This is a genomic window from Bordetella tumulicola, assembly GCF_965138755.1.
Lineage (GTDB): Bacteria > Pseudomonadota > Gammaproteobacteria > Burkholderiales > Burkholderiaceae_B > Bordetella_A > Bordetella_A tumulicola.
This window is the reverse complement of record NZ_CBCSFP010000018.1, coordinates 1-19112: the sequence shown is the minus strand read 5'-3', so window position 1 is coordinate 19112 and position 19112 is coordinate 1. Positions and strand designations below refer to the sequence as shown.

At 60.4% G+C, this 19112-nt stretch carries 21 protein-coding genes; 15 read left to right on the top strand and 6 right to left on the bottom strand.

What is annotated here, in order from left to right:
* The first annotated feature begins 31 nt into the window (after window positions 1-31).
* The 4 genes from lptB (at window position 32) to hprK (ending at window position 2944) form a co-directional block, all read left to right on the top strand.
* On the top strand, window positions 32-823 hold the full coding sequence (gene lptB, locus ACNAZS_RS25775) for an LPS export ABC transporter ATP-binding protein (RefSeq protein WP_415793423.1): 792 nt from the start codon (window positions 32-34) through the stop codon (window positions 821-823).
* A 153-nt stretch (window positions 824-976) separates the two neighbouring features.
* Window positions 977-1315, top strand: a complete 339-nt coding sequence (gene hpf / locus ACNAZS_RS25770; protein ID WP_415793422.1) for a ribosome hibernation-promoting factor, HPF/YfiA family — start codon at window positions 977-979, stop codon at window positions 1313-1315.
* 227 nt (window positions 1316-1542) lie between these two features.
* Window positions 1543-1998 carry a PTS sugar transporter subunit IIA gene (locus ACNAZS_RS25765; protein ID WP_415793462.1) on the top strand — a complete coding sequence of 152 codons (456 nt, stop codon included), beginning with the start codon at window positions 1543-1545 and terminating at the stop codon, window positions 1996-1998.
* 19 nt (window positions 1999-2017) lie between these two features.
* Window positions 2018-2944 (top strand): HPr(Ser) kinase/phosphatase, encoded by a 927-nt coding sequence (hprK, locus tag ACNAZS_RS25760; protein WP_415793421.1) that lies wholly within the window; start codon window positions 2018-2020, stop codon window positions 2942-2944.
* Window positions 2945-3001: 57 nt separating this feature from the next.
* On the opposite strand, the gene ACNAZS_RS25755 is transcribed toward hprK, so the two are convergent.
* Both ACNAZS_RS25755 and ACNAZS_RS25750 read right to left on the bottom strand, forming a co-directional pair.
* On the bottom strand, window positions 3002-4306 hold the full coding sequence (locus ACNAZS_RS25755) for a c-type cytochrome (RefSeq protein ID WP_415793420.1): 1305 nt from the start codon (window positions 4304-4306) through the stop codon (window positions 3002-3004).
* Window positions 4307-4315: 9 nt separating this feature from the next.
* Window positions 4316-4978, bottom strand: coding sequence for a c-type cytochrome (locus tag ACNAZS_RS25750; RefSeq protein WP_415793461.1), 663 nt, complete (start codon window positions 4976-4978; stop codon window positions 4316-4318).
* 300 nt (window positions 4979-5278) lie between these two features.
* On the opposite strand from ACNAZS_RS25750, the gene rapZ reads away from it, so the two are divergent.
* Together rapZ and ACNAZS_RS25740 are read left to right on the top strand one after the other, a co-directional pair.
* Window positions 5279-6151 (top strand): RNase adapter RapZ, encoded by an 873-nt coding sequence (rapZ, locus tag ACNAZS_RS25745; RefSeq protein ID WP_415793419.1) that lies wholly within the window; start codon window positions 5279-5281, stop codon window positions 6149-6151.
* Complete coding sequence (locus ACNAZS_RS25740) at window positions 6148-7293, top strand: septal ring lytic transglycosylase RlpA family protein (protein WP_415793418.1); 1146 nt, start codon at window positions 6148-6150, stop codon at window positions 7291-7293. Before rapZ ends, ACNAZS_RS25740 begins: the two co-directional genes overlap by 4 nt.
* Before the next feature lie 5 nt (window positions 7294-7298).
* On the opposite strand, the gene ACNAZS_RS25735 is transcribed toward ACNAZS_RS25740, so the two are convergent.
* On the bottom strand, window positions 7299-7949 hold the full coding sequence (locus ACNAZS_RS25735; protein ID WP_415793417.1) for a methylated-DNA--[protein]-cysteine S-methyltransferase: 651 nt from the start codon (window positions 7947-7949) through the stop codon (window positions 7299-7301).
* Window positions 7946-8884, bottom strand: a complete 939-nt coding sequence (rsmI, locus tag ACNAZS_RS25730) for a 16S rRNA (cytidine(1402)-2'-O)-methyltransferase (protein WP_415793416.1) — start codon at window positions 8882-8884, stop codon at window positions 7946-7948. The genes ACNAZS_RS25735 and rsmI overlap by 4 nt, the downstream gene beginning before the upstream one ends.
* 69 nt (window positions 8885-8953) lie before the next feature.
* Between rsmI and ACNAZS_RS25725 the strand changes: the two genes are divergently transcribed.
* The 4 genes from ACNAZS_RS25725 (at window position 8954) to ACNAZS_RS25710 (ending at window position 11383) form a co-directional block, all read left to right on the top strand.
* Window positions 8954-9454 (top strand): YraN family protein, encoded by a 501-nt coding sequence (locus ACNAZS_RS25725; RefSeq protein ID WP_415793415.1) that lies wholly within the window; start codon window positions 8954-8956, stop codon window positions 9452-9454.
* A 94-nt stretch (window positions 9455-9548) separates the two neighbouring features.
* A complete protein-coding gene (locus tag ACNAZS_RS25720; protein ID WP_415793413.1) occupies window positions 9549-10142 on the top strand; it encodes a phosphoheptose isomerase in 594 nt (197 codons plus the stop codon).
* Entirely contained in the window at window positions 10139-10873 is a 735-nt protein-coding gene (locus ACNAZS_RS25715) for a BON domain-containing protein (protein ID WP_415793412.1), read from the top strand. Before ACNAZS_RS25720 ends, ACNAZS_RS25715 begins: the two co-directional genes overlap by 4 nt.
* Before the next feature lie 15 nt (window positions 10874-10888).
* Window positions 10889-11383, top strand: a complete 495-nt coding sequence (locus ACNAZS_RS25710) for a peroxiredoxin family protein (RefSeq protein ID WP_415793411.1) — start codon at window positions 10889-10891, stop codon at window positions 11381-11383.
* A gap of 14 nt (window positions 11384-11397) precedes the next feature.
* On the opposite strand, the gene ACNAZS_RS25705 is transcribed toward ACNAZS_RS25710, so the two are convergent.
* Entirely contained in the window at window positions 11398-12183 is a 786-nt protein-coding gene (locus ACNAZS_RS25705; protein ID WP_415793410.1) for a MetQ/NlpA family ABC transporter substrate-binding protein, read from the bottom strand.
* A gap of 234 nt (window positions 12184-12417) precedes the next feature.
* Here ACNAZS_RS25705 and argB point away from each other — a divergent pair, with 234 nt between their 5' ends.
* The 3 genes from argB to slmA are packed head-to-tail and all read left to right on the top strand — an operon-like array spanning window position 12418 to window position 14687.
* The gene (gene argB / locus ACNAZS_RS25700) at window positions 12418-13320 is read left to right on the top strand and encodes an acetylglutamate kinase (RefSeq protein ID WP_415793409.1); all 903 of its coding nucleotides are present in this window, start codon (window positions 12418-12420) and stop codon (window positions 13318-13320) included.
* The gene (locus ACNAZS_RS25695; protein WP_415793408.1) at window positions 13320-14069 is read left to right on the top strand and encodes a pyrimidine 5'-nucleotidase; all 750 of its coding nucleotides are present in this window, start codon (window positions 13320-13322) and stop codon (window positions 14067-14069) included. Before argB ends, ACNAZS_RS25695 begins: the two co-directional genes overlap by 1 nt.
* A 45-nt stretch (window positions 14070-14114) precedes the next feature.
* Window positions 14115-14687 (top strand): nucleoid occlusion factor SlmA, encoded by a 573-nt coding sequence (gene slmA / locus ACNAZS_RS25690; protein WP_415793407.1) that lies wholly within the window; start codon window positions 14115-14117, stop codon window positions 14685-14687.
* Window positions 14688-14795: 108 nt separating this feature from the next.
* On the opposite strand, the gene ACNAZS_RS25685 is transcribed toward slmA, so the two are convergent.
* Window positions 14796-15962, bottom strand: a complete 1167-nt coding sequence (locus tag ACNAZS_RS25685) for a mandelate racemase/muconate lactonizing enzyme family protein (RefSeq protein ID WP_415793406.1) — start codon at window positions 15960-15962, stop codon at window positions 14796-14798.
* 135 nt (window positions 15963-16097) lie between these two features.
* Here ACNAZS_RS25685 and ACNAZS_RS25680 point away from each other — a divergent pair, with 135 nt between their 5' ends.
* On the top strand, window positions 16098-17012 hold the full coding sequence (locus ACNAZS_RS25680) for a LysR family transcriptional regulator (RefSeq protein ID WP_415793405.1): 915 nt from the start codon (window positions 16098-16100) through the stop codon (window positions 17010-17012).
* A 158-nt stretch (window positions 17013-17170) separates the two neighbouring features.
* Window positions 17171-18970 (top strand): ABC transporter ATP-binding protein/permease, encoded by a 1800-nt coding sequence (locus ACNAZS_RS25675; RefSeq protein ID WP_415793404.1) that lies wholly within the window; start codon window positions 17171-17173, stop codon window positions 18968-18970.
* Window positions 18971-19112: the final 142 nt, after the last annotated feature.

Genomic DNA, 19112 nt, shown 5'->3' with positions numbered 1-19112 from the left:
TTCATCCTCGCCGTCCGCTCATACCGTTGCAATGACCCAGACTTCCACGCCGTCTTCCTCGTCGTCCGCCCCCAGGGTCAAACAAGGTAGCCTGCGTGCCACCGGCCTACGCAAAATCTACAACGGTCGCACCGTCGTGCAAGATGTCTCACTGTCGGTCGTCAGCGGCGAGGTCGTGGGCCTGCTGGGCCCCAACGGCGCCGGCAAGACCACCAGTTTCTACATGATCGTCGGACTGGTGCCCGCCGACGCCGGCCGGATAGAAATCGACGGCACCACCATCACGTCCATGCCGATTCACAAACGAGCGAGGATGGGGCTGTCCTATCTGCCACAGGATGCGTCCGTGTTTCGACGTCTGACCGTTGAGCAAAACATCCGGGCCGTGCTGGAATTGCAACTCAATGCGCAGGGCAAGGCCTTGTCCCAGGCCGAAATTAAAGAGCAGCTTGAAGCCCTGCTCGACGACCTGCAGATCGGTCATATCCGGGATAATGCCGCGATCTCGCTGTCCGGTGGCGAGCGCCGCCGCGTCGAGATCGCCCGCGCCCTGGCCACACGTCCGCGTTTCATCCTGCTCGATGAGCCCTTTGCCGGCGTCGATCCGATCGCCGTCATCGAAATTCAACGCATCGTGCGCTTTCTCAAGGGTCGCGGCATCGGTGTGCTCATCACCGATCACAACGTCAGGGAAACACTGGGGATCTGCGACCGCGCGTACATCATCAGCGAGGGCAAGGTTCTGACGGACGGTCAGCCCGACGAGATCGTCGGCGACCCCGCCGTGCGGCGCGTTTATCTAGGCGAACATTTTCGGATGTAACCCCGGCGACCGGGCCCCTTGTTTTACCGGGCAGAGTCTATACACTAGTACTGAGTCAGTTCTATTTCTATTTTTCTACAGGAGGTCCTTTTTACTCATTTTCCCGCGCAATACGCGCACTTATTTCTCTTTGATATGGAAGGAGAGCACACTATGAACCTGAGCATCTGCGGTCGTCATCTCGACGTCACCCCGGCCATCCGGGAATATGTCATGAACAAACTGGCGCGAGTGCTACGGCATTTCGATCATGTGATCGATACCCAGGTCATGCTCTCAGTAGAGCCCCTGCGGCATAAAGCCGAAATCACCATGAGACTGCGCGGCAAGGATATCCATTGCGAAGCCGTGGATGAAAACCTCTATGCAGCCATCGATCTATTGGTCGACAAAATCGACCGTCAGGTCTTGAAACACAAAGACAAGATGCAGAGCCACACGGCAGAGTCCGTCAAGCGGTTGCCCGATATCAGCGCACCGCCCAGCCCATAAGGCAGGCACAGCATTACTTGTTCGCGCCACGCTACGGCCGGACTGAACCTTAAGATCCTCACGGATCGCCCTGACACCGGTGTCCCGCTGGATGGTTTCGATCCCGCCGGGGCATCGGCAAGTTACCCCCTCCCATTCCCGCCCGGAACCGACTATGCTTGTGGATTCCAACAGGCGAGCGAACGCAGTGTTTGTTGCACTGCGGGATAACACCTATAATGATCCGCATGAATCATTTGTCGCGCATCCTACCCGCCGGCAACATCATGCTCGACATGGCCGTTACCAGCAAGAAACGGGCATTCGAGCAGGCCGGGCTACTCTTTGAAAACCATCATGGCTTGGCCCGAACCATCGTGTTCGACAGCCTGTTTGCCCGCGAGCGCCTGGGATCCACTGCCCTGGGCCAAGGCGTGGCAGTCCCGCATGGTCGCGTAAAAGGTCTGGAAACCCCCCTGGCCGCATTTGTGCGGCTGGCGCAGCCGGTGCCGTTTGATGCGCCCGATGGTGAGCCGGTCATCATGCTGATGTGTCTGCTTGTGCCCGAGACGGCCACTCAGCAACACTTGGACATCCTGGCCGAACTGGCGCAATTGATGTCCAACAAAGCGTTGCGCGAAGCCCTGGTCACCGAGACGGATCCGACCGAAGTCCATCGCATGCTGACCACGGGCCAACGCTGACGTTCGCGGAACTACTGCCATGCTGACGGTCCAGGAACTGATCGACGATAACGTCGGCGATATCCCCTTCAACTGGGTCGCCGGCCAACCTGCGGCCCAACGCTCCGTCCCCGATAATGGCATGGCGGCCGCCGACCTGGTGGGTCACCTGAATCTCATCCATCCCTCGCGCGTCCAGGTTTTTGGCGTAGAAGAGCTCGCCTACTACGAGCGGATGGATCGGCGCCGCCGCACCCATCTGATGGATGAGCTCTTGCTCGGCGGCGTACCGGCGATCCTGCTGGGCGATGGACTGACACCCCTACAAGAACTGATCGATCAGTGCGAGCAACACCAGGTGCCGCTGCTGTCCACGCCCGTCGCAGCGGCCCAGCTCATCGATTTGTTACGTATCTATCTCAGCAAAAAACTGGCGCCCACCACGACCGTACACGGCGTTTTCATGGACGTGCTGGGCCTGGGCGTGCTGATCACAGGCGAATCCGGCCTGGGCAAAAGCGAACTCGCGCTGGAGCTGATCTCGCGCGGACACGGCCTGGTGGCCGACGACGCGGTGGAGTTTTCCCGCATCGCGCCCAGCATGATCGAGGGTCACTGCCCGCAGCTCTTGCAAAACATGCTTGAGGTTCGCGGCCTGGGCCTGCTGGACATTCGCACCATCTTTGGCGAAACCTCGGTCCGCCGCAAAATGCGCCTGAAACTGATCGTGCACCTCGTGCGCGCCACGGCGCAAGACAAATTCGAGCGCCTGCCCCTACAGGACATCACCCAGGACATGCTCGGCCTGCCTGTGCGCAAAGTCATGCTGCAAGTGGCCGCCGGTCGCAACCTGGCCGTGCTGGTCGAGGCCGCCGTGCGCAACACCATCCTGAAACTGCGCGGCATCGACACGCTGGGCGAGTTCATGGAACGCCAGGCCATGGCGATTCTGCAAAGCAGTAAATAAACCCCATCACATCAATGGGCCGGCGCCACCCCATCGCGCCGTGCCCCCCTTGCAAACTCAGTTCAACGTTGACGCGTCTCGCACGCGCTTGACGTCAAATCCCGTGACAGCGCTCGCCCGGTTATCCCAACTGAACCGGATATACGAGACCAGCGCCGCAATATCGTTGTCCCCCAGCACCTGCCCAAACGGCGGCATGCCGTGCGGCCGCGGGTTCGCGGCGGTCGCGGGCGCGTAGGCACCATCGAGCACCAGTCGGATCGCGTTGACGGGTGACGGCGCCGTCACCGTGGGATTACCGGCTAACGCTGGCCAGGCCACCCCGCTGCCCTGTCCTTGGTCCTGATGGCACTGGGCACAGTGCTGCGCGTACAGCTTGCCCCCGTGGTTCAGCAACGCCGTCGAGGGTTGGGTGACCGTGTTCTCGCTATCCGTTGACGATGCTGGCAAGGATTTCAGATACTGGCCCATCGCCAGCGCGTCGGTCTCGGTCAGGTATTGGGAACTCCCCAGCACCACTTCCGCCATCGGCCCGCTGGCCGTGGAGTGCGTCGCCACCCCAGTACGCAATAGGGTCGCGATATCTTGCGCGCTCCATTTGCCCAGCCCCCTCACGGGGTCATTGGCCAGAGAAGGGGCATACCACCCCAGCCCCGCAATCATTCCTCCGGCCAGGCCGTCCGCGGCACGCGTGGCCCCGTGGCTATTACGCGGCGCGTGACAAGCAGCACAATGACCCAGCCCTTCGACCAGATAGCGGCCACGATTCCATTGCGTCGATTGCCCGGCCTCCGGCTGCAGCACCCCTGGCTCAAAATACAGGGCCCGCCAAAACGCCAGCAACTCCCTTTGATCATAGGGAAACTTCAACTCATGCGCGCGACTGGGCTGACTGGATGGCGGCACCGTACGCAGAAAAGCAAATAACGCATCCGAATCAGCACGCGATACACGCGTGTATTCGGTATAAGGAAAAGCGGGGTACAGCAAACTCCCATCTTTCGATTTACCGTTATGCAGGGCATGCCAAAAATCGTCGGCGTCCCAGTCGCCTATGCCGGCTTGTACGTCGGACGTGATGTTGGGGCCGTACAAGGTGCCAAATGGCGTAGGGATCGGCGTTCCTCCCGCATAGGCTTGACCGCCTTGCGCTGTGTGGCATCCCATGCAATTGCCCAGACGAGCCAGATAACGGCCTTGTTCGATCAGACCTTCAGTCTGCACTGCGCCGCTCACCTGGACAGGGTTCCCCGCGGCGGCCGGGACCGCCTCATCGCGAGTCCCCAGCCAGTACACGACGCCAAGCGCCACCACACACGCGACGACCAGGGCCAGCAGAACATACAAAATGACGCGTTTCATGCCGCCCCCTTAGCGCTGCTGGGCTTGGCTGCCGCATTCGGCAGGCAAGGTCGTTGAACCGGCGGGATCTGGCACATAAGGCTCCACGATCGTACGCGAGGACAACCAGGCCGACAGGGCTCCGATATCCTCTGGCGTGAGTTTCTGCACAATATCGGCCATGCAATCTGGCTCCGCCGCTCGACGCAAACCGTTTTTCCAACCCCCGATTTGCGAGCCGATGTAGTCTCGCGGCAAGCCCAACAGGCCCGGAATCGCGGGCGCCAGTCCGCTGAATGACGTGCCATGGCAGGCCACGCAGGCGGGAATGCCGCGAGCGGTGTCTCCTCGGGTCGCCAACACGCGACCGTGCTCCAACGTACTCGCGGACACCGCAGGCCGCGATGCCGGCGGATACGGCACATGCTGATCGGCAAAGTAAGTGGCAATTTCCAGCAGGTAGTCGTCAGGCAGACCTGTTAGCAAATGTGTCATTGGTCGATATTGACGCAAACCGTCGCGAAAATTCAGCAACTGATGGTAAAGATAGTCACGAGGTTTGCCGGCTAAGCGAGGATAGTAGCCATCCGTCCCCGCTTTGCCCTGTGCGCCATGGCAGGCGGTACAGGCGGCCACGCGTGCCTGCATCGTGTCCGGACGCAGGGTCGGGCCCTGCGCTGCGGGTTGCCCCATGGCAGTCCCGCCGGACAGCACGGCCCATATCAGGATGAGTAGCAGGCACAAGGGCCCTCTCGTGCGGCTCACACAGGGAAATGCTGACATGGGAGATGCTGACATTGATTGCTGCGAAGAAAAATGGGGACGAGGCACTGCCGGGCGTGCTTGACCACTCGCCAGGGTAGTACGGGTGCCTCATCTTACGCTGTCACATCAATTTGATACAACAAAACTCCTTCTTCTTGATGCCTACTGATCCTATCATCGGGCATCCAGTGCGTGTCAGGTAAGCAAAATCATGCAACAATCGAGGTCATGCTAAGAGTTGTCCTTATTACTGGAATTTCCGGCTCAGGGAAATCCGTGGCGCTGCGCATGCTCGAAGACGCCGGCTACACGTGTATCGACAATCTGCCGGTTCGATTCCTGAGCGAGTTCATCGCCAACGCGCGCGATGAGCAGCTCGAACGCGTAGCGGTCGCGATCGACGTGCGTTCCCCAGGCGAGCTCGCCGACTTGCCAGATACCATCACAGCGTTACGTGCCATGGGTACCTCGTTGCGCGTGATATTCCTCGACGCCAACACCCAAACGTTGGCGCAACGCTATTCCGAGTCCCGCCGCCGCCACCCCCTCACTGACCGGCTGTCGCGCGGCGGGCAAGCCCCCTCGCTCCTGGATGCCATTTCGCTGGAACGCGATCTGCTGGCTCCGTTGCGTGAACAAGAACACGTCATTGACACCTCGGGCCTCACCCCGGGCCAGCTCCGCTCCTGGATCGCAGACCTGATCCAGGACGACCGGCCCCCACTGGTGCTGACGTTTCAATCTTTTGCCTACAAGCGCGGCGTCCCCAACGATGCCGACTTGGTTTTTGACGTGCGCTGTCTGCCTAATCCCTACTATGACCGCAACTTGCGCCCCCTGACAGGCCGCGACGAGCCCGTCGCGACGTGGCTGGCCAGTTTTGAGATTGTCGGCCAGATGATCGACGACATTACGGGCTTTTTGCAGCGCTGGTTACCTCAATACACGCAAGATACGCGCAGCTATCTGACGATCGCGGTCGGATGTACGGGCGGCCAACATCGGTCTGTCTATGTCGTCGAGCAATTAGCCAAGCGCTTTGCCGACCATGACCCATTGTTAGTGCGGCATCGCGCACAATTACCGGACGAATCCTCTTGAAGAACACCCGCCAGATCCTGACCCCGCTATTGGTCGGCTTGGCTGTGGTAATTGCAGGTTGCACTTCCACAGCGCCGTCGCACACGGGCAGCCAATCCCCTACCCATTCCCCCAGCAGCAGTTCCAGCACGAGCAAGGGGGGAGGCTATTACAAAGATGACGGCCCCGAGCGTGACGTGCCGGCAGGCATTGAAAAGACCGCGGACGCTATCCCGCAGCTTGAGCCATTGTCCCGTGGTGGTAATAGCCCGTACAAGGTGTTCGGCAAACGCTATGTGCCCATCACCGACGAGAACAAAGCCTACAAGGTAAGCGGCAAAGCGTCGTGGTACGGTAAAAAATTCCATGGCAGGCGCACGTCTAACGGCGAGACCTATGACATGTACGCCATGACGGCTGCCCATCCGACGTTGCCGATACCCAGTTATGCGCGGGTCACCAGCAGTGTCAATGGCCGCACGGTGATTGTGCGTATCAATGATCGCGGGCCGTTTCACCGCGGTCGCATCGTGGATTTGTCTTATACCGCGGCAAAGAAGTTGGGACTCATCAAGGTGGGTAGCGCCAAGGTGACGGTGGAGCGCATTTTGCCTGAGGAAATCCGCCTGGCGCAGGCCGAAGGCACTAACATTACGGGGACGCCGGCGCCAGACAAGATAGCGCAGGCGCCAAAGGCGAAACCGACGCCAGCGCCGGTCGGAAAACTGACCATGAAGGTGATCGAACCCGAAGCGCAACCGACGCCGTCGCCCACCGCAAAGTTGGCCGCGAAAGAGACCAAAGCCGAATCGAAGCCAACGCCCTCACCCATCGGAACGTTGACCACCAAGGAAGTGGCGCCTGCGCCGGCTTCCAACGTAACCCGTGTCGCGAGCCGTTCGAGCGGGCCGTCGATGTTGTCGCGATCGGATGGTATCTATCTGCAGATGGGTGCGTTTAGTCAGCCCACCAACGCGCAGGCGCTCGTACAGCGGGTCAATAGCCAGCTTGATAATTCGTCAGGCGATACGGCCGTGGTGCAACAGAATGCCGGTCTATACCGGGTCCGGTTGGGTCCTTATGTTGACCGTGCAGCGGCGCTTGATGTGGCGCGCCAGGTGGCAAGTCAGACAGGGATTTTGCCGCAACTGGCTGCGCAGTAATCCATTCACTGCCAAGGCAGTGCCAATTGGCTGTTGTCGATACGGCGCACGCGGGCGTGATGGCCCGGATAGCGATGGCCTTCATGCTGGAGCAGCGCTTGCTTGCGAGGCAGGCCGCCGCCGAATCCTGTGAGCGAGCTGTCGCGGCCGACCACTCGATGACAAGGAATGAAGATTGAGATCGGATTGCGGCCGATGGCTTGGGCGGCAGCTCGGAACGATTTGGGTTTGCCGATCGCGCTCGCCAGATCGCTATAGCTGCAGGTAGTGCCAAAAGACAAATCGAGCAGAGCCTGCCACACGGCTTGCTGGAAAAGCGTTCCCTGCGGCGCCAGGGCAACGTCGAATTCGCGGCGTTGACCGGCGAACCATTCGGTGAGTTCGGTTTGAGCCTGGCGCAAGATGGGGTGTTGCGTGTCTTGCTGCCAGGCGTCCGAGGGCGCGGGCAAGTCGGATTGATCCAGAAACCAGGCGCCACTCAAAGCGACAACGGTGTCATCACTGTCAGGATCCCGCGCGGTAGGACGATTGGCCAATTGGCGAGTCGGGCCGGACACCTCGTTTGCGGCGCAGGCGCGAGCCGCTAGCCGCATGAGCCCCAACGGGGTTTCTGTATCAAGATAAATTACGTGGTCTGTGGCCGAGGGGATTTTCATGTGCCCTCCTTGCGGGCCAGCGCCAGCGCGTAAAGAACATCGCGGGGTTGGCCTGTGACTTTGGCAGCGACTTTAGCGGTGTCGCGCACGGACAGAGTATCGAGCAAGGCATCGAGCAGGACGATCGTCGCGGGGTCATCCGGGCCGACATCGTCGTCGCCCGAGGAAGCGGCAGCGTGGACGATCAGAACGAATTCACCCTGCGCGCGATGAGGATCTTCGGCGAGCCAGTCGGCGGCACGAGATAGCGGCAGCGTGGCGATTTGCTCGAAACGTTTAGTCAGTTCGCGGGCGATCGTGAGCTCGCGCTGTCCGCCGCAAACCTCGAGCAAATCGTTCAGCGTCGCGGTCAGGCGATGCGGGGATTCGAACATGACGACGGGCGCGGGCAAGGCACACCATGACCGCAGCCAACGCTGCCGTGCGACGGCTTTGGGGGGAGCGAAGCCTGCAAAGGCATAGGCGGGATTTTCGTCGGAGGTGACACCACTGCCCATGAGGGCCGTGATGACGGCACTGGGGCCCGGTACGGGCACCACGATATAGCCGGCGGCCCGCACGGCCCTTACGACACGCGCACCCGGGTCGCTGACGGCGGGTGCGCCGGCATCGGAGACGAGGGCGACGCGCTGCCCCTGCTCGAGGCGCTGGCAGATATCTTGGGCGGCGGTCGCCTCGTTATGACGATGCGCGGCGATCAATGGTGTGCTGATGCCCCATGCATCCAGCAGGCTGCGACTGGAGCGTGTGTCTTCGGCAGCGATCACATCCGCCTGGGCGAGGGCCTGCCAGGCACGCAACCCCAAGTCCCCCAGATTGCCGATGGGGGTGGCCACGACGTATAAGGTGGCCGTAGGCCAATGCTGGCCGGCCACACGTTCAGCCATGCGGCTCCATACATCGCCAGCGTGCGCAAGCGGGACATTTTGATTCATGGGGCAATAGCAACCTGACAGCAAAGTATGTCAGTGTAGCCGCCCGACACGAGCAGGGCATCTCACGACATGCACGATCCTTTTCTGGATATTGCCTATGAACGCGCCCGTCTGGCACAGCAACGCCAATTGAAACGGCGCCGCGTCGCCATGCGTAAGGCGGCGCTAGCGCGGACAACGACCGATGTGCGCCGGTCCGAGCCCAAGGTTTCACCCACACAGCGCGTGGGCGCCACCCACGAAGATCGGGCCTTGCGACGACTGACAGACGCGGGGCTGATCCCGCTGGCTCGCAATGTGCACTGCCGCACCGGAGAAATCGATTTGATCATGCGCGATGGCGACACCCTGGTGTTTGTCGAGGTACGAGCGCGGGCCAGCAGTCGTTATGGCGGGGCGGCCGCCAGCGTAGGTCACATGAAGCGCGCCCGCGTTGCCCGCAGTGCGGCGTTGCTGCTGCCCGGCCTGGCTCGCCAGCATTGGCAGGGTCGCACGCCGCCTGTGCGGTTTGATGTCGTGGCCTTTGATGCGGATGAGATCGAATGGCTAACGGCGGCCTTTACACTTTGACGCAGAGAGTTCTCGTGACACTTGTATCCTTATCCTTAGAGGCGACCTCTTCCCCGTCCGCCCTTGCGCCCGCCACCGTGAGATAATGGCGGCCATGGATATGACCTCTAGGATGACGTCACACTTTCGTGACGCCATGGCAGTCTGCGAAGCAAGCATGCACGCGCTATCGGCCCCGCTGGCCGGCGCGGTCGACCTGCTGTTCGCGGCGCTGGCCAATAACGGCAAGATTCTGGCCTGCGGCAATGGCGGCTCGGCCGCTGACGCGCAGCATTTCATTGCCGAGCTGGTCGGCCGCTTCGAGCGCGAACGACTGCCGTTGGCGGGAATCGCTCTGAATACCGACACAGCGATCATGACCGCTGTGGGCAACGACTATGGTTTCGAAGAAATCTACGAACGCCAAGTCAGCGCCCTGGGCCAACCCGGCGACGTGCTGGTTGCAATTTCCACCAGCGGCAATTCCCCCAACGTGATCCGCGCCATGGAGGCCGCTCACGAACGCGAGATGACCATCATCACCCTGACCGGCAAAGGCGGGGGGGTCATGAGTGAACTATTGACCGAGCACGACGTCAATTTATGTGTGCCTCATGACCGCACCATGCGCATCCAGGAAGTTCACACCCTGATCTTGCATGCGCTGTGTGACGGTATAGACGCCTTACTTCTCGGAGACACTGAATGATCCACGATACCAAGAAGATCGCCCGCCCCCTGCTGTTGGCAGCTCTGATCGCCACTGCGGCAGGTTCCCTGTCGGCGTGTGCGCCCCTGCTCGTGGGCGGTGCCGCGGCTACGACCGCCGTGGTGGTCACCGACCGGCGTACCTCGGGCGCTCAACTCGAAGACCAGAATATCGAGTTCAAAGCCGAGCGGGATATCAGCGCCAAGCTCGGCGACGCGGCGCGCGTGAACGCCATGTCTTATAACAACGTGGTCCTGCTGACCGGTGACGTCCCCAACGCCGAGGCCAAAAATCAGGCCACCGCCCTGGCGCAAAACGTTCAGCACGTCAAAAAGGTCGTCAACCAGCTCAATATCGGACCGGCCGCCTCGTTCGGCACCCGCTCGAGCGACACCTGGCTGACCTCCAAGGTCAAAACCAAACTACTCAATACCGAATACGTGCCTTCGGCAACGATTGATGTCACCACCGATCATGCCGTGGTCTACCTGATGGGTCTGGTCACCGAAGCCGAAGGCAATAACGCGGCCACCGCCGCGTCAGGCGTCAGCGGCGTGGCCAAGGTCGTGAAAATCTTCGAATTCATCAGCCGCGAAGAAGCCCTTCGCCTGTCAGGAACCTCGTCCTCCAAACCCAAGGACTCGTCATCGTCGGGCACGCAGACCAACGCCCCCATCGAGTCGGGCGGCAGCAGCAGCTCGGGTGGCGTAGAAGTCATGCCCATCCAATAACTGAAAAAGCAAGCCATGAAAAAAATTGTTCTTGCCCTGGCCGTTCTGGTGGCAGCGGGTATCGGGGCCTGGTTTGTATGGCGGCCAGCTCCCACCGCCCCGGATGTGGCTTTCACCACCATCGAAGGCAAGACCTTCAGCATGCAGGATCTGCGTGGCAAGGTCGTGATGGTGAAGTTCTGGGCGACCAGTTGTGTCACGTGCGTCAAACAGATGCCCGGCGCGATTGAGACCTACAACGAATACGCGCCCAAGGGCTACGAGACCGTCGCCGTCGCGATGAGCTATGACCCGCCCAACTATGTGCTCAACTACGCCGAAACACGCAAACTGCCGTTTCCGGTGACCCTGGACACTAAAGGCGAGCTCGCGCGCGCCTTTGGCGACGTCAAGCTCACGCCCACCGCATTTCTGATCGATAAACAAGGGCATATCATCAAGCGCTATCTCGGCGACTACGATGTCGCCGAGTTTCACGCCACCCTCAAAAAAGCCCTGGCCGCAGGCTGATCAGCCTGACGAGCCTAGAACGCCGGAACCACGGCGCCCTTGTACTTTTCCTCAATGAACTTCTTGACTGCGGGGGTATGCAGGGCGTCAACCAGTTTCTTGATCGCGGGTGCATCCTTGTTGTCTTCGCGCGCGACCACGATATTGGCGTAGGGTGACTCTGCGCCCTCGATGAACAACGCATCTTTGGTTGGAACCAAACCGGCCTCCAGGGCGTAATTGGTGTTGATCAGCGCCAAGTCAACATCCTCCAGGGCGCGCGGCAGAATCGCGGCCTCAAGTTCGCGGAACTTCAATTTCTTGGGATTTTCCGCGATGTCGAGTGGCGTTGCCGCGATGTTGGTCGGATCTTTCAGCTTGATCAGACCTTGTTTTTGCAGCAACAACAAGGCTCGACCGCTATTGGACGGATCGTTCGGAATCGCAATGGTTGCGCCCTCGGGTAGCTTGTCCAGAGACTTGAGCTTGCGCGAGTAGCCGCCAAAGGGCTCGACATGCACGAGACCGACCGACACCAGCTTCGCACCTCGATCCTTGTTAAAAGTGTCCAGATACGGTTGATGCTGGAAGAAGTTCGCATCCAGTTCTTTATCAGCCAGTTGCAAATTAGGCTGCACGTAATCGCTGAACACCTTGATATCCAGCTCGACACCCTCTTTGGCCAGCTCGGGCTTGACGACTTCCAGGATCTCGGCGTGCGGCACCTGGGTCGCACCCACGATCAACTTGTCCGCATGCGCGGTGCCGACCAGAAAAAACGCGGAGGCCAAGAGGGCCGTCCGGGCAAATGAGAAGCGCATAAATCACCCCGTGAAGTAGAAAAGCCCGGCCTACCGGGCCGGGGCCGTTGCAAAAACGCCCCCAATTTACCTGAATAGCGGTTATTTGTCGGGCATAACAACATAGGTTTTGGCTATATGACATAGGCGGGGTCTACAATCTGCCGTATGCTTGCCCTGGCAGCGCCGATGTCCGCGCCGGCGCAGGCATTTTACTTTTCTACTAACTCCTTCTTTAGCTGAGTTTTTGTTGCCATGACCGACACCCCCGACCCTGCCCCCGTTTCGTCGCCTGCCATCAAGGCGGCCGTTCTTTCCGAAGCGCTGCCGTATATACGACGATTCCACGGCAAGACCATCGTGGTGAAGTACGGCGGCAACGCCATGACTGAAGAGCGCCTGCAACGCAGCTTCGCGCACGACGTGGTCCTGCTCAAGCTGGTGGGATTGAACCCGGTGGTCGTCCATGGCGGCGGGCCGCAGATCGACGATGCGCTACGCCGCATCGGCAAACAAGGCACGTTCGTACAAGGCATGCGCGTCACCGACGCCGAGACCATGGAGGTCGTCGAGTGGGTACTCGGCGGCCAGGTCCAGCAGGACATCGTCATGATGATCAACGAGGCAGGCGGTAAAGCCGTCGGCCTGACCGGCAAAGACGGCATGTTGATCCAGGCCCAGAAAAAGCTCATGGCCAACAAGGAAAATCCCGCTGAACCACTGGATATCGGTTTCGTGGGTGACATCACCTTGGTCGAGCCCGCCGTCGTCAAAGCGCTGCAAGACGACCAGTTCATCCCGGTGATTTCGCCAATCGGCTATGGCGAGGACGGCACGGCCTACAACATCAACGCAGACGTGGTCGCCGGCAAAATGGCCGAAGTGCTGGGCGCGGAAAAACTGCTGATGATGACCAATACGCCGGGCGTACTGGACAAGGCCGGCAATCTGCTGACCAAGCTGTCCGCGCAGACCATCGACGAGTTGTTCGCCGACGGCACCATCTCTGGCGGCATGCTGCCCAAGATCTCGTCGTCGCTGGATGCCGCCAAAAATGGCGTGAACTCCGTACACATTGTCGATGGCCGCGTCCCCCACTGCCTGCTGCTGGAGATCCTGACCAACGAAGGCGTTGGCACCATGATCAGCTCGCATTGATGCTCGCGCATCGCTACTTGCTGCGACCCGCGGCGCGCCTGCGTCGCTCGCGCCGCATTGCCGCGGGCGTTTCCGAACGCCTGTGGCTGTTCGATCTGGATAACACGCTGCACGACTGCTCGCACGCGATCTTCCCGTGCATCGATCGCGGCATGACCGCCGCCGTCTCCGAGTCGCTCAATGTCGATATCGAGACCGCCAATGCGCTACGCGCAAAGTACTGGCTGCGCTACGGCGCGACGGCCATCGGCATGGAACGTCACCACGGCATCAATATGCGTGATTTCCTGCATCGCAGCCATGACTTCGACGTGCGCCCCCTGATACGCGCCGAAACCGGCCTGTCAGCCAAGCTGCGACAGTTGCCCGGCCGCAAGGTGCTGCTGACCAACGCACCGTTTCATTACGCGCGCAGCGTGCTGCGGCATCTGGGTATCCTGCAACAGTTCGACAGTCTATGGGCCATCGAGCATATGCGTTTGCACGGCGAATTCCGCCCCAAGCCCTCACCGGCGCTGCTCCGTTACGTGTTGGCTCGCGAAGGCGTCCCCGCGGCACGCGCCGTGCTCGTGGAGGACACGCTGCCTAACCTGCGCAGCGCTCGCCAGGTCGGTCTGCGCACCGTGCACGTGTATCACTCGGGTACACCTTTTGCTCGTCGCAACAACCAGCGACCGAGCTATGTCGACTTGCGGGTAAACTCGGTCAGTGATTTATTGCTGCGCCGCCGTCCAGTGCGTGCGGTGTAGCATACACGCCCTTTCCCTTTTTGTCGGACCCATCCGTTGTCAGCCATGGCGAGCAAACCCGGCGAGCGCAAGAACCAGATCCTGCAAACCCTGGCAGAAATGCTAGAGCAGCCACACGCGGCCCGTATCACGACGGCCGCCCTGGCAGCACGGATGCAAGTGTCCGAAGCCGCGCTGTACCGACATTTCGCCAGCAAGGCCCAAATGTTCGAGGGCCTCATTGAATTCATCGAAGTCAGCCTGTTTACGCTAGTCAACCAGATCGCGACGGCAGAGCCCCATGGCGTGGGCCAAGCCCGCAAGACGGTGTCGATGCTGCTGGCGTTTTCCGAGCGCAATAAAGGCATGACTCGCGTGCTGACCGGCGATGCGCTGGTCACGGAAGACAACCGACTGCAAGAACGCATCAACCACATCAACGACCGCATCGAGGCCTCGATCAAGCAGTCCTTGCGTGTTGCGGTCACCGATGGCGACTTGCCCCCCGACACCGACATCAGCGCACGGGCCAGCCTGCTGACCCATTTGGTGCTGGGTCGCTGGTTGCGCTACGCCCAAAGCGGCTGGCGGGTTACTCCGACCGGGCACTTGGATGAGCACCTGCGGGTTGTGCTTTAAGCGGGGGGTGTTGTTCTTCTGGACGTCGAGGCGGGCCGGAGCGACCCCCAGGCACTCGGCAGGGACGCCAACATAGAGACATCCCACAACGCCAGCACGCGCACACAATCACTCAGCCAACGCCCGCATCTCCGCATACAAGTCGGCCTTGCCTTCGAAGCCGATGCCAGGCAGTTCCGGCAAGGTCACGATGCTGTCTTTGACTTGTACGCCGTCAGGGAAACCGCCATAGGGTTGGAACAGATCGGGGTAGGACTCATTGCCGCCTAGTCCGAGCCCGGCCGCGATGGCCAGCGACATTTGATGGCCGCCGTGAGGGATGCAGCGCGATGCGGACCAGCCGTTTTCTTTCAGCATGTCCAGCGTGCGCAAATACTCCACTAGCCCATAACTCAACGCACAATCGAACTGCAGCCAATCCCGATCGGAGCGCATACCGCCATAACGAATCAGATTGCGCGCATCCTGCATAGAAAACAGATTTTCCCCCGTTGCCATCGATCCCGCGTAGTGATTCGCCAGCTCCGCCTGCAAGGCGTAATCCAGCGGATCGCCCGCCTCTTCGTACCAGAACAAATCATACTGAGACAAGGCCTTGGCATACTCCACCGCCGTCTTCAAATCAAACCGGCCATTCGCATCGACCGCCAAACGCTGCCCCGGTCCGAGCAGTTTCAAGACGGCCTCGATACGCGCGCAATCTTCGGCTAGCGAGGCGCCGCCGATTTTCTTTTTCACGACCGAATAACCACGGTCCAGATAACTTTGCATTTCGCGGCGCAGACCTTCCAGCCCCTGCCCCGGCCAGTAATACCCACCCGCGGCGTACACGAACACGTCGCGATTCGCCTTGCCATTTCCATAGCGCTCAGCCAATAGTTGGTACAGGGGTTTTTCCTCGATTTTGGCGACGGCGTCCCAGACAGCCATGTCGATCGTCCCGACAGCAACCGAGCGCTCACCGTGCCCCCCCGGTTTCTCATTCGTCATCAACGTCGCCCAGATTTTGTGAGGATCCAGGTTGTTACGCGTATCGTCGAGCAGACTATCGGCTTCGGCTTGCAAAACGCGTGGCGCAAAACGCTCCCGAATCAAACCACCCTGCCCATAGCGGCCATTGGAGTTAAATCCGTAGCCGATGACCGGTTTGCCATCACGGATCACATCCGTCACGACCGCCACAAGGCTGAGTGTCATTTTCGAGAAATCGATATACGCGTTGCGAATATTCGACTTAATCGGGCGCGTAGATTCGCGGATGTCGACAATCTTCATGAACAGGGTCTCCGGTCGTTCGAGGAATCAGGGCTGTACCGAGGTGTCGGTCAACGATGCAGCGTATTATCAAGGCTTGGCATGAGGTTTGCCCAATGCCATTTTTTTCTGCTTTCATGCTTTCTAGGCATTGCCATGAATTTGTCCTGGCTAGAAGACTTTCAGGCCTTGGCCACCAGCGGTAATTTCTCGCGCGCGGCGCAAGACCGGCACATGACTCAACCGGCTTTCAGTCGTCGCATCCGCGCGCTCGAAGAATGGCTTGGCGTCGAATTATTTGACCGCAGCACGCATCCGATCACTTTGACCGAGACCGGCGCCTGGTTTCGCGAGACGGCGCAAGAAATCCTTGGACGTGTCGCACGCGTGCCCGACGAAGCCCGTGCCGTCGCGGCAGCCGGCTCCGCCACCCTGCGCTTTGCGGCCACCCACGCCTTATCGCTGACCTTCCTGCCGCAATGGCTGCGCGGCCTGGAGTCGCGCACCCCTATCGGTCCGATTCAACTCGTCTCAGACATGCTGCAACAATGCGAAGCCTGGATGCAGCAAGGTCGCGTGCAGTTTCTACTGTGCCACACCCATGCCCAAGCCCCCAGCCGCCTGGACACGCCGGCTTATCAAGCCCTGACTATCGGCAGCGACACGCTGGTCCCCGTATGTTCGCCTGATCGTGCCGGCCGGCCTCGCCATACCTTGTCGGAACACGCGAATCACACCGTCCCGATGCTGACCTACAGCATCGAATCCGGCCTGGGCCGCCTGATCCACGCCCGACTGGGGGCTGCACTACAGCAGGCGCGCGTAGAACCGGTTTTCACCGCCCACCTGGCGACTGTCCTGAAAAACATGGCGCTGGATGGTCGCGGGATCACATGGTTACCACACAGTCTCATCGAGACCGAGATACAGGATGGCCGACTCGTCGAGGCAGGATCTGCCGATTGGCGGGTCAGCACCGACATTTGCTTGTACCGCCCCACCACCACGCTCACACCCGCGGCCGAAGCCTTCTGGCAAGCCGCTATCGCCGCACACGCGACGAGTACCTGACAAGCCTGTGATTGCCCCAGGGAACTATTTATCAATCTCCCCTCTAATTTTAAAAGGGCACCCACGTTGTATCGCGTCATCCACGCGTCCCGGGAGCCGGGCTAACTAGCGGGGCAAACCCGCCCATAACAAATCACCCGCAAGGTACACCGCTCCCTATGGATCTGAATTGGCATCAGCAATTAAGCAGCAGCCTGCTTTGGCTGCTGTACAGTTTTCTTATTGCCGGCAGTGTTTCGGCAGTACTGATTTACATCCTGGCGCGCACGACTCAGTGGGGTCGTCAGTTCTGGCGGCTGACGTGGCCGTACCTGGACCCGCGCCGTAGCTGGGGGCCGCTACTCAGCTTGGCGCTGCAGCTATTGCTTGCTTTGGCCGCGGTACGCATGACGGTCCTGTTTTCGTACTGGTACCAAGGGTTCTACAACGCGTTGCAGGCCCTGAACGCCGGGGCGTTCAGGATCATGCTGGGCGTATTCGGTATCTTGGCCACCATCCACGTCGCGCGCTCGCTGATCGATTACTACATCGGCCAGGCCTTTGAAATTCACTGGCGCGTCTGGCTCAATGAACGCCTGACAGAAGATTGGCTGGCGGGCAGCGCTTACTACCGCGGTCAATTTCTCGATGACCCCATCGACAACCCCGACCAACGCATTGAACTGGACATCACGGCATTTGTGGCGGGCTCGCGTGCCCTGGCGTTCGGTGCGATCAGCGCCCTCGTGTCGCTCGTGGCGTTCACACAGATTCTGTGGATCCAATCCGGCCCGCTGACCCTGGGCAGCATCGAAGTGCCTCGCGCCATGGTCATGCTGGTGTATGCCTACGTCATTGTGGCCACGCTCCTCGCCTTTAAAGTCGGGCATCCGTTAATTCGACTGAATTTCCTCGCCGAGCAACTCACAGCAAACTTCCGCTATGCACTGGTGCGACTGCGCGAAAACGCCGAGAACGTCGCCTTTTATCAAGGAGCGGCCGTCGAACGACAGACCTTGGCCACACGCTTTGCCGCATTCATCGCCAACCAATGGGCGCTCATCCGCCGCATGGTGAAGTTCGACGGATTGAACCTCACCATCAGCCAGATCGCGGTCATATTCCCGTTCATGCTGCAGGCCCAACGTTTTTTCAGTGGCGCCATCAAGCTAGGCGACGTCATGCAAACCGCCCAGGCCTTTGGCCAGGTCCAGGACTCACTATCGTTCTTTCGGACCTCGTACGACACCTTCGCCCAGTACCGTGCCACCCTGACGCGACTAGACGGCTTTCAGGATGCCAACCAACAAGCACGCGCCCTGCCGCACGTGCAAACCCGATCACAGCCCGATGCCCTGCACATCGACGGCGTAAACGTCTATCGCCCCGACGATCAAGAGCACCCTCTGCTACGCGACCTGCACCTGCGCCTGACACCCAGCCAAGCCTTGTTGATCAAAGGCCCCTCCGGCAGCGGCAAGACAACCCTGCTACGCGCCCTGGCAGGCCTATGGCCGCATGCCGATGGCCTGGTGCAACGTCCCACACAGGCACAAGCGCTATTCTTATCGCAACGCCCCTACTTGCCATTGGGCGACCTGCGCACCGCGTTGGCCTACCCCGCTCACGCCACGCCTGCAGACGATCCCCGTCTGATCGAGGCACTGCACCAGACGCAACTCGGACACCTGACCAAAGCCCTGGACCAACCTAACGATTGGTCACGCGTCCTCTCCCTCGGCGAGCAACAACGCCTGGCTTTTGCTCGCGTTCTGTTCAACCGACCGGCCATCGTTTTTCTCGACGAAGCGACCTCCGCCACCGACGAAGGACTGGAACATGCGCTCTATACGTTGCTGCGCGAAACACTACCGAACAGCATGCTCGTCAGCGTGGGACATCGCAGCACACTGGACGCATTTCATGGTCACGTGCTGCGTCTGGATGGGCACGGGGGATGGCAAATTGCGGCGCTTTAGGGCGGCTTAATGCGTCGGTCTTGGCTCGGGCATGCGTCGGTGGTGCGATTGGCGCCCCGGTGTGGGATGCGAAGCGGCGCCGGGCCNNTNANCGACGGGCAGTCCCGCGCAGCGGGACCGAGGCCCCTGGTCATGGGCCGAG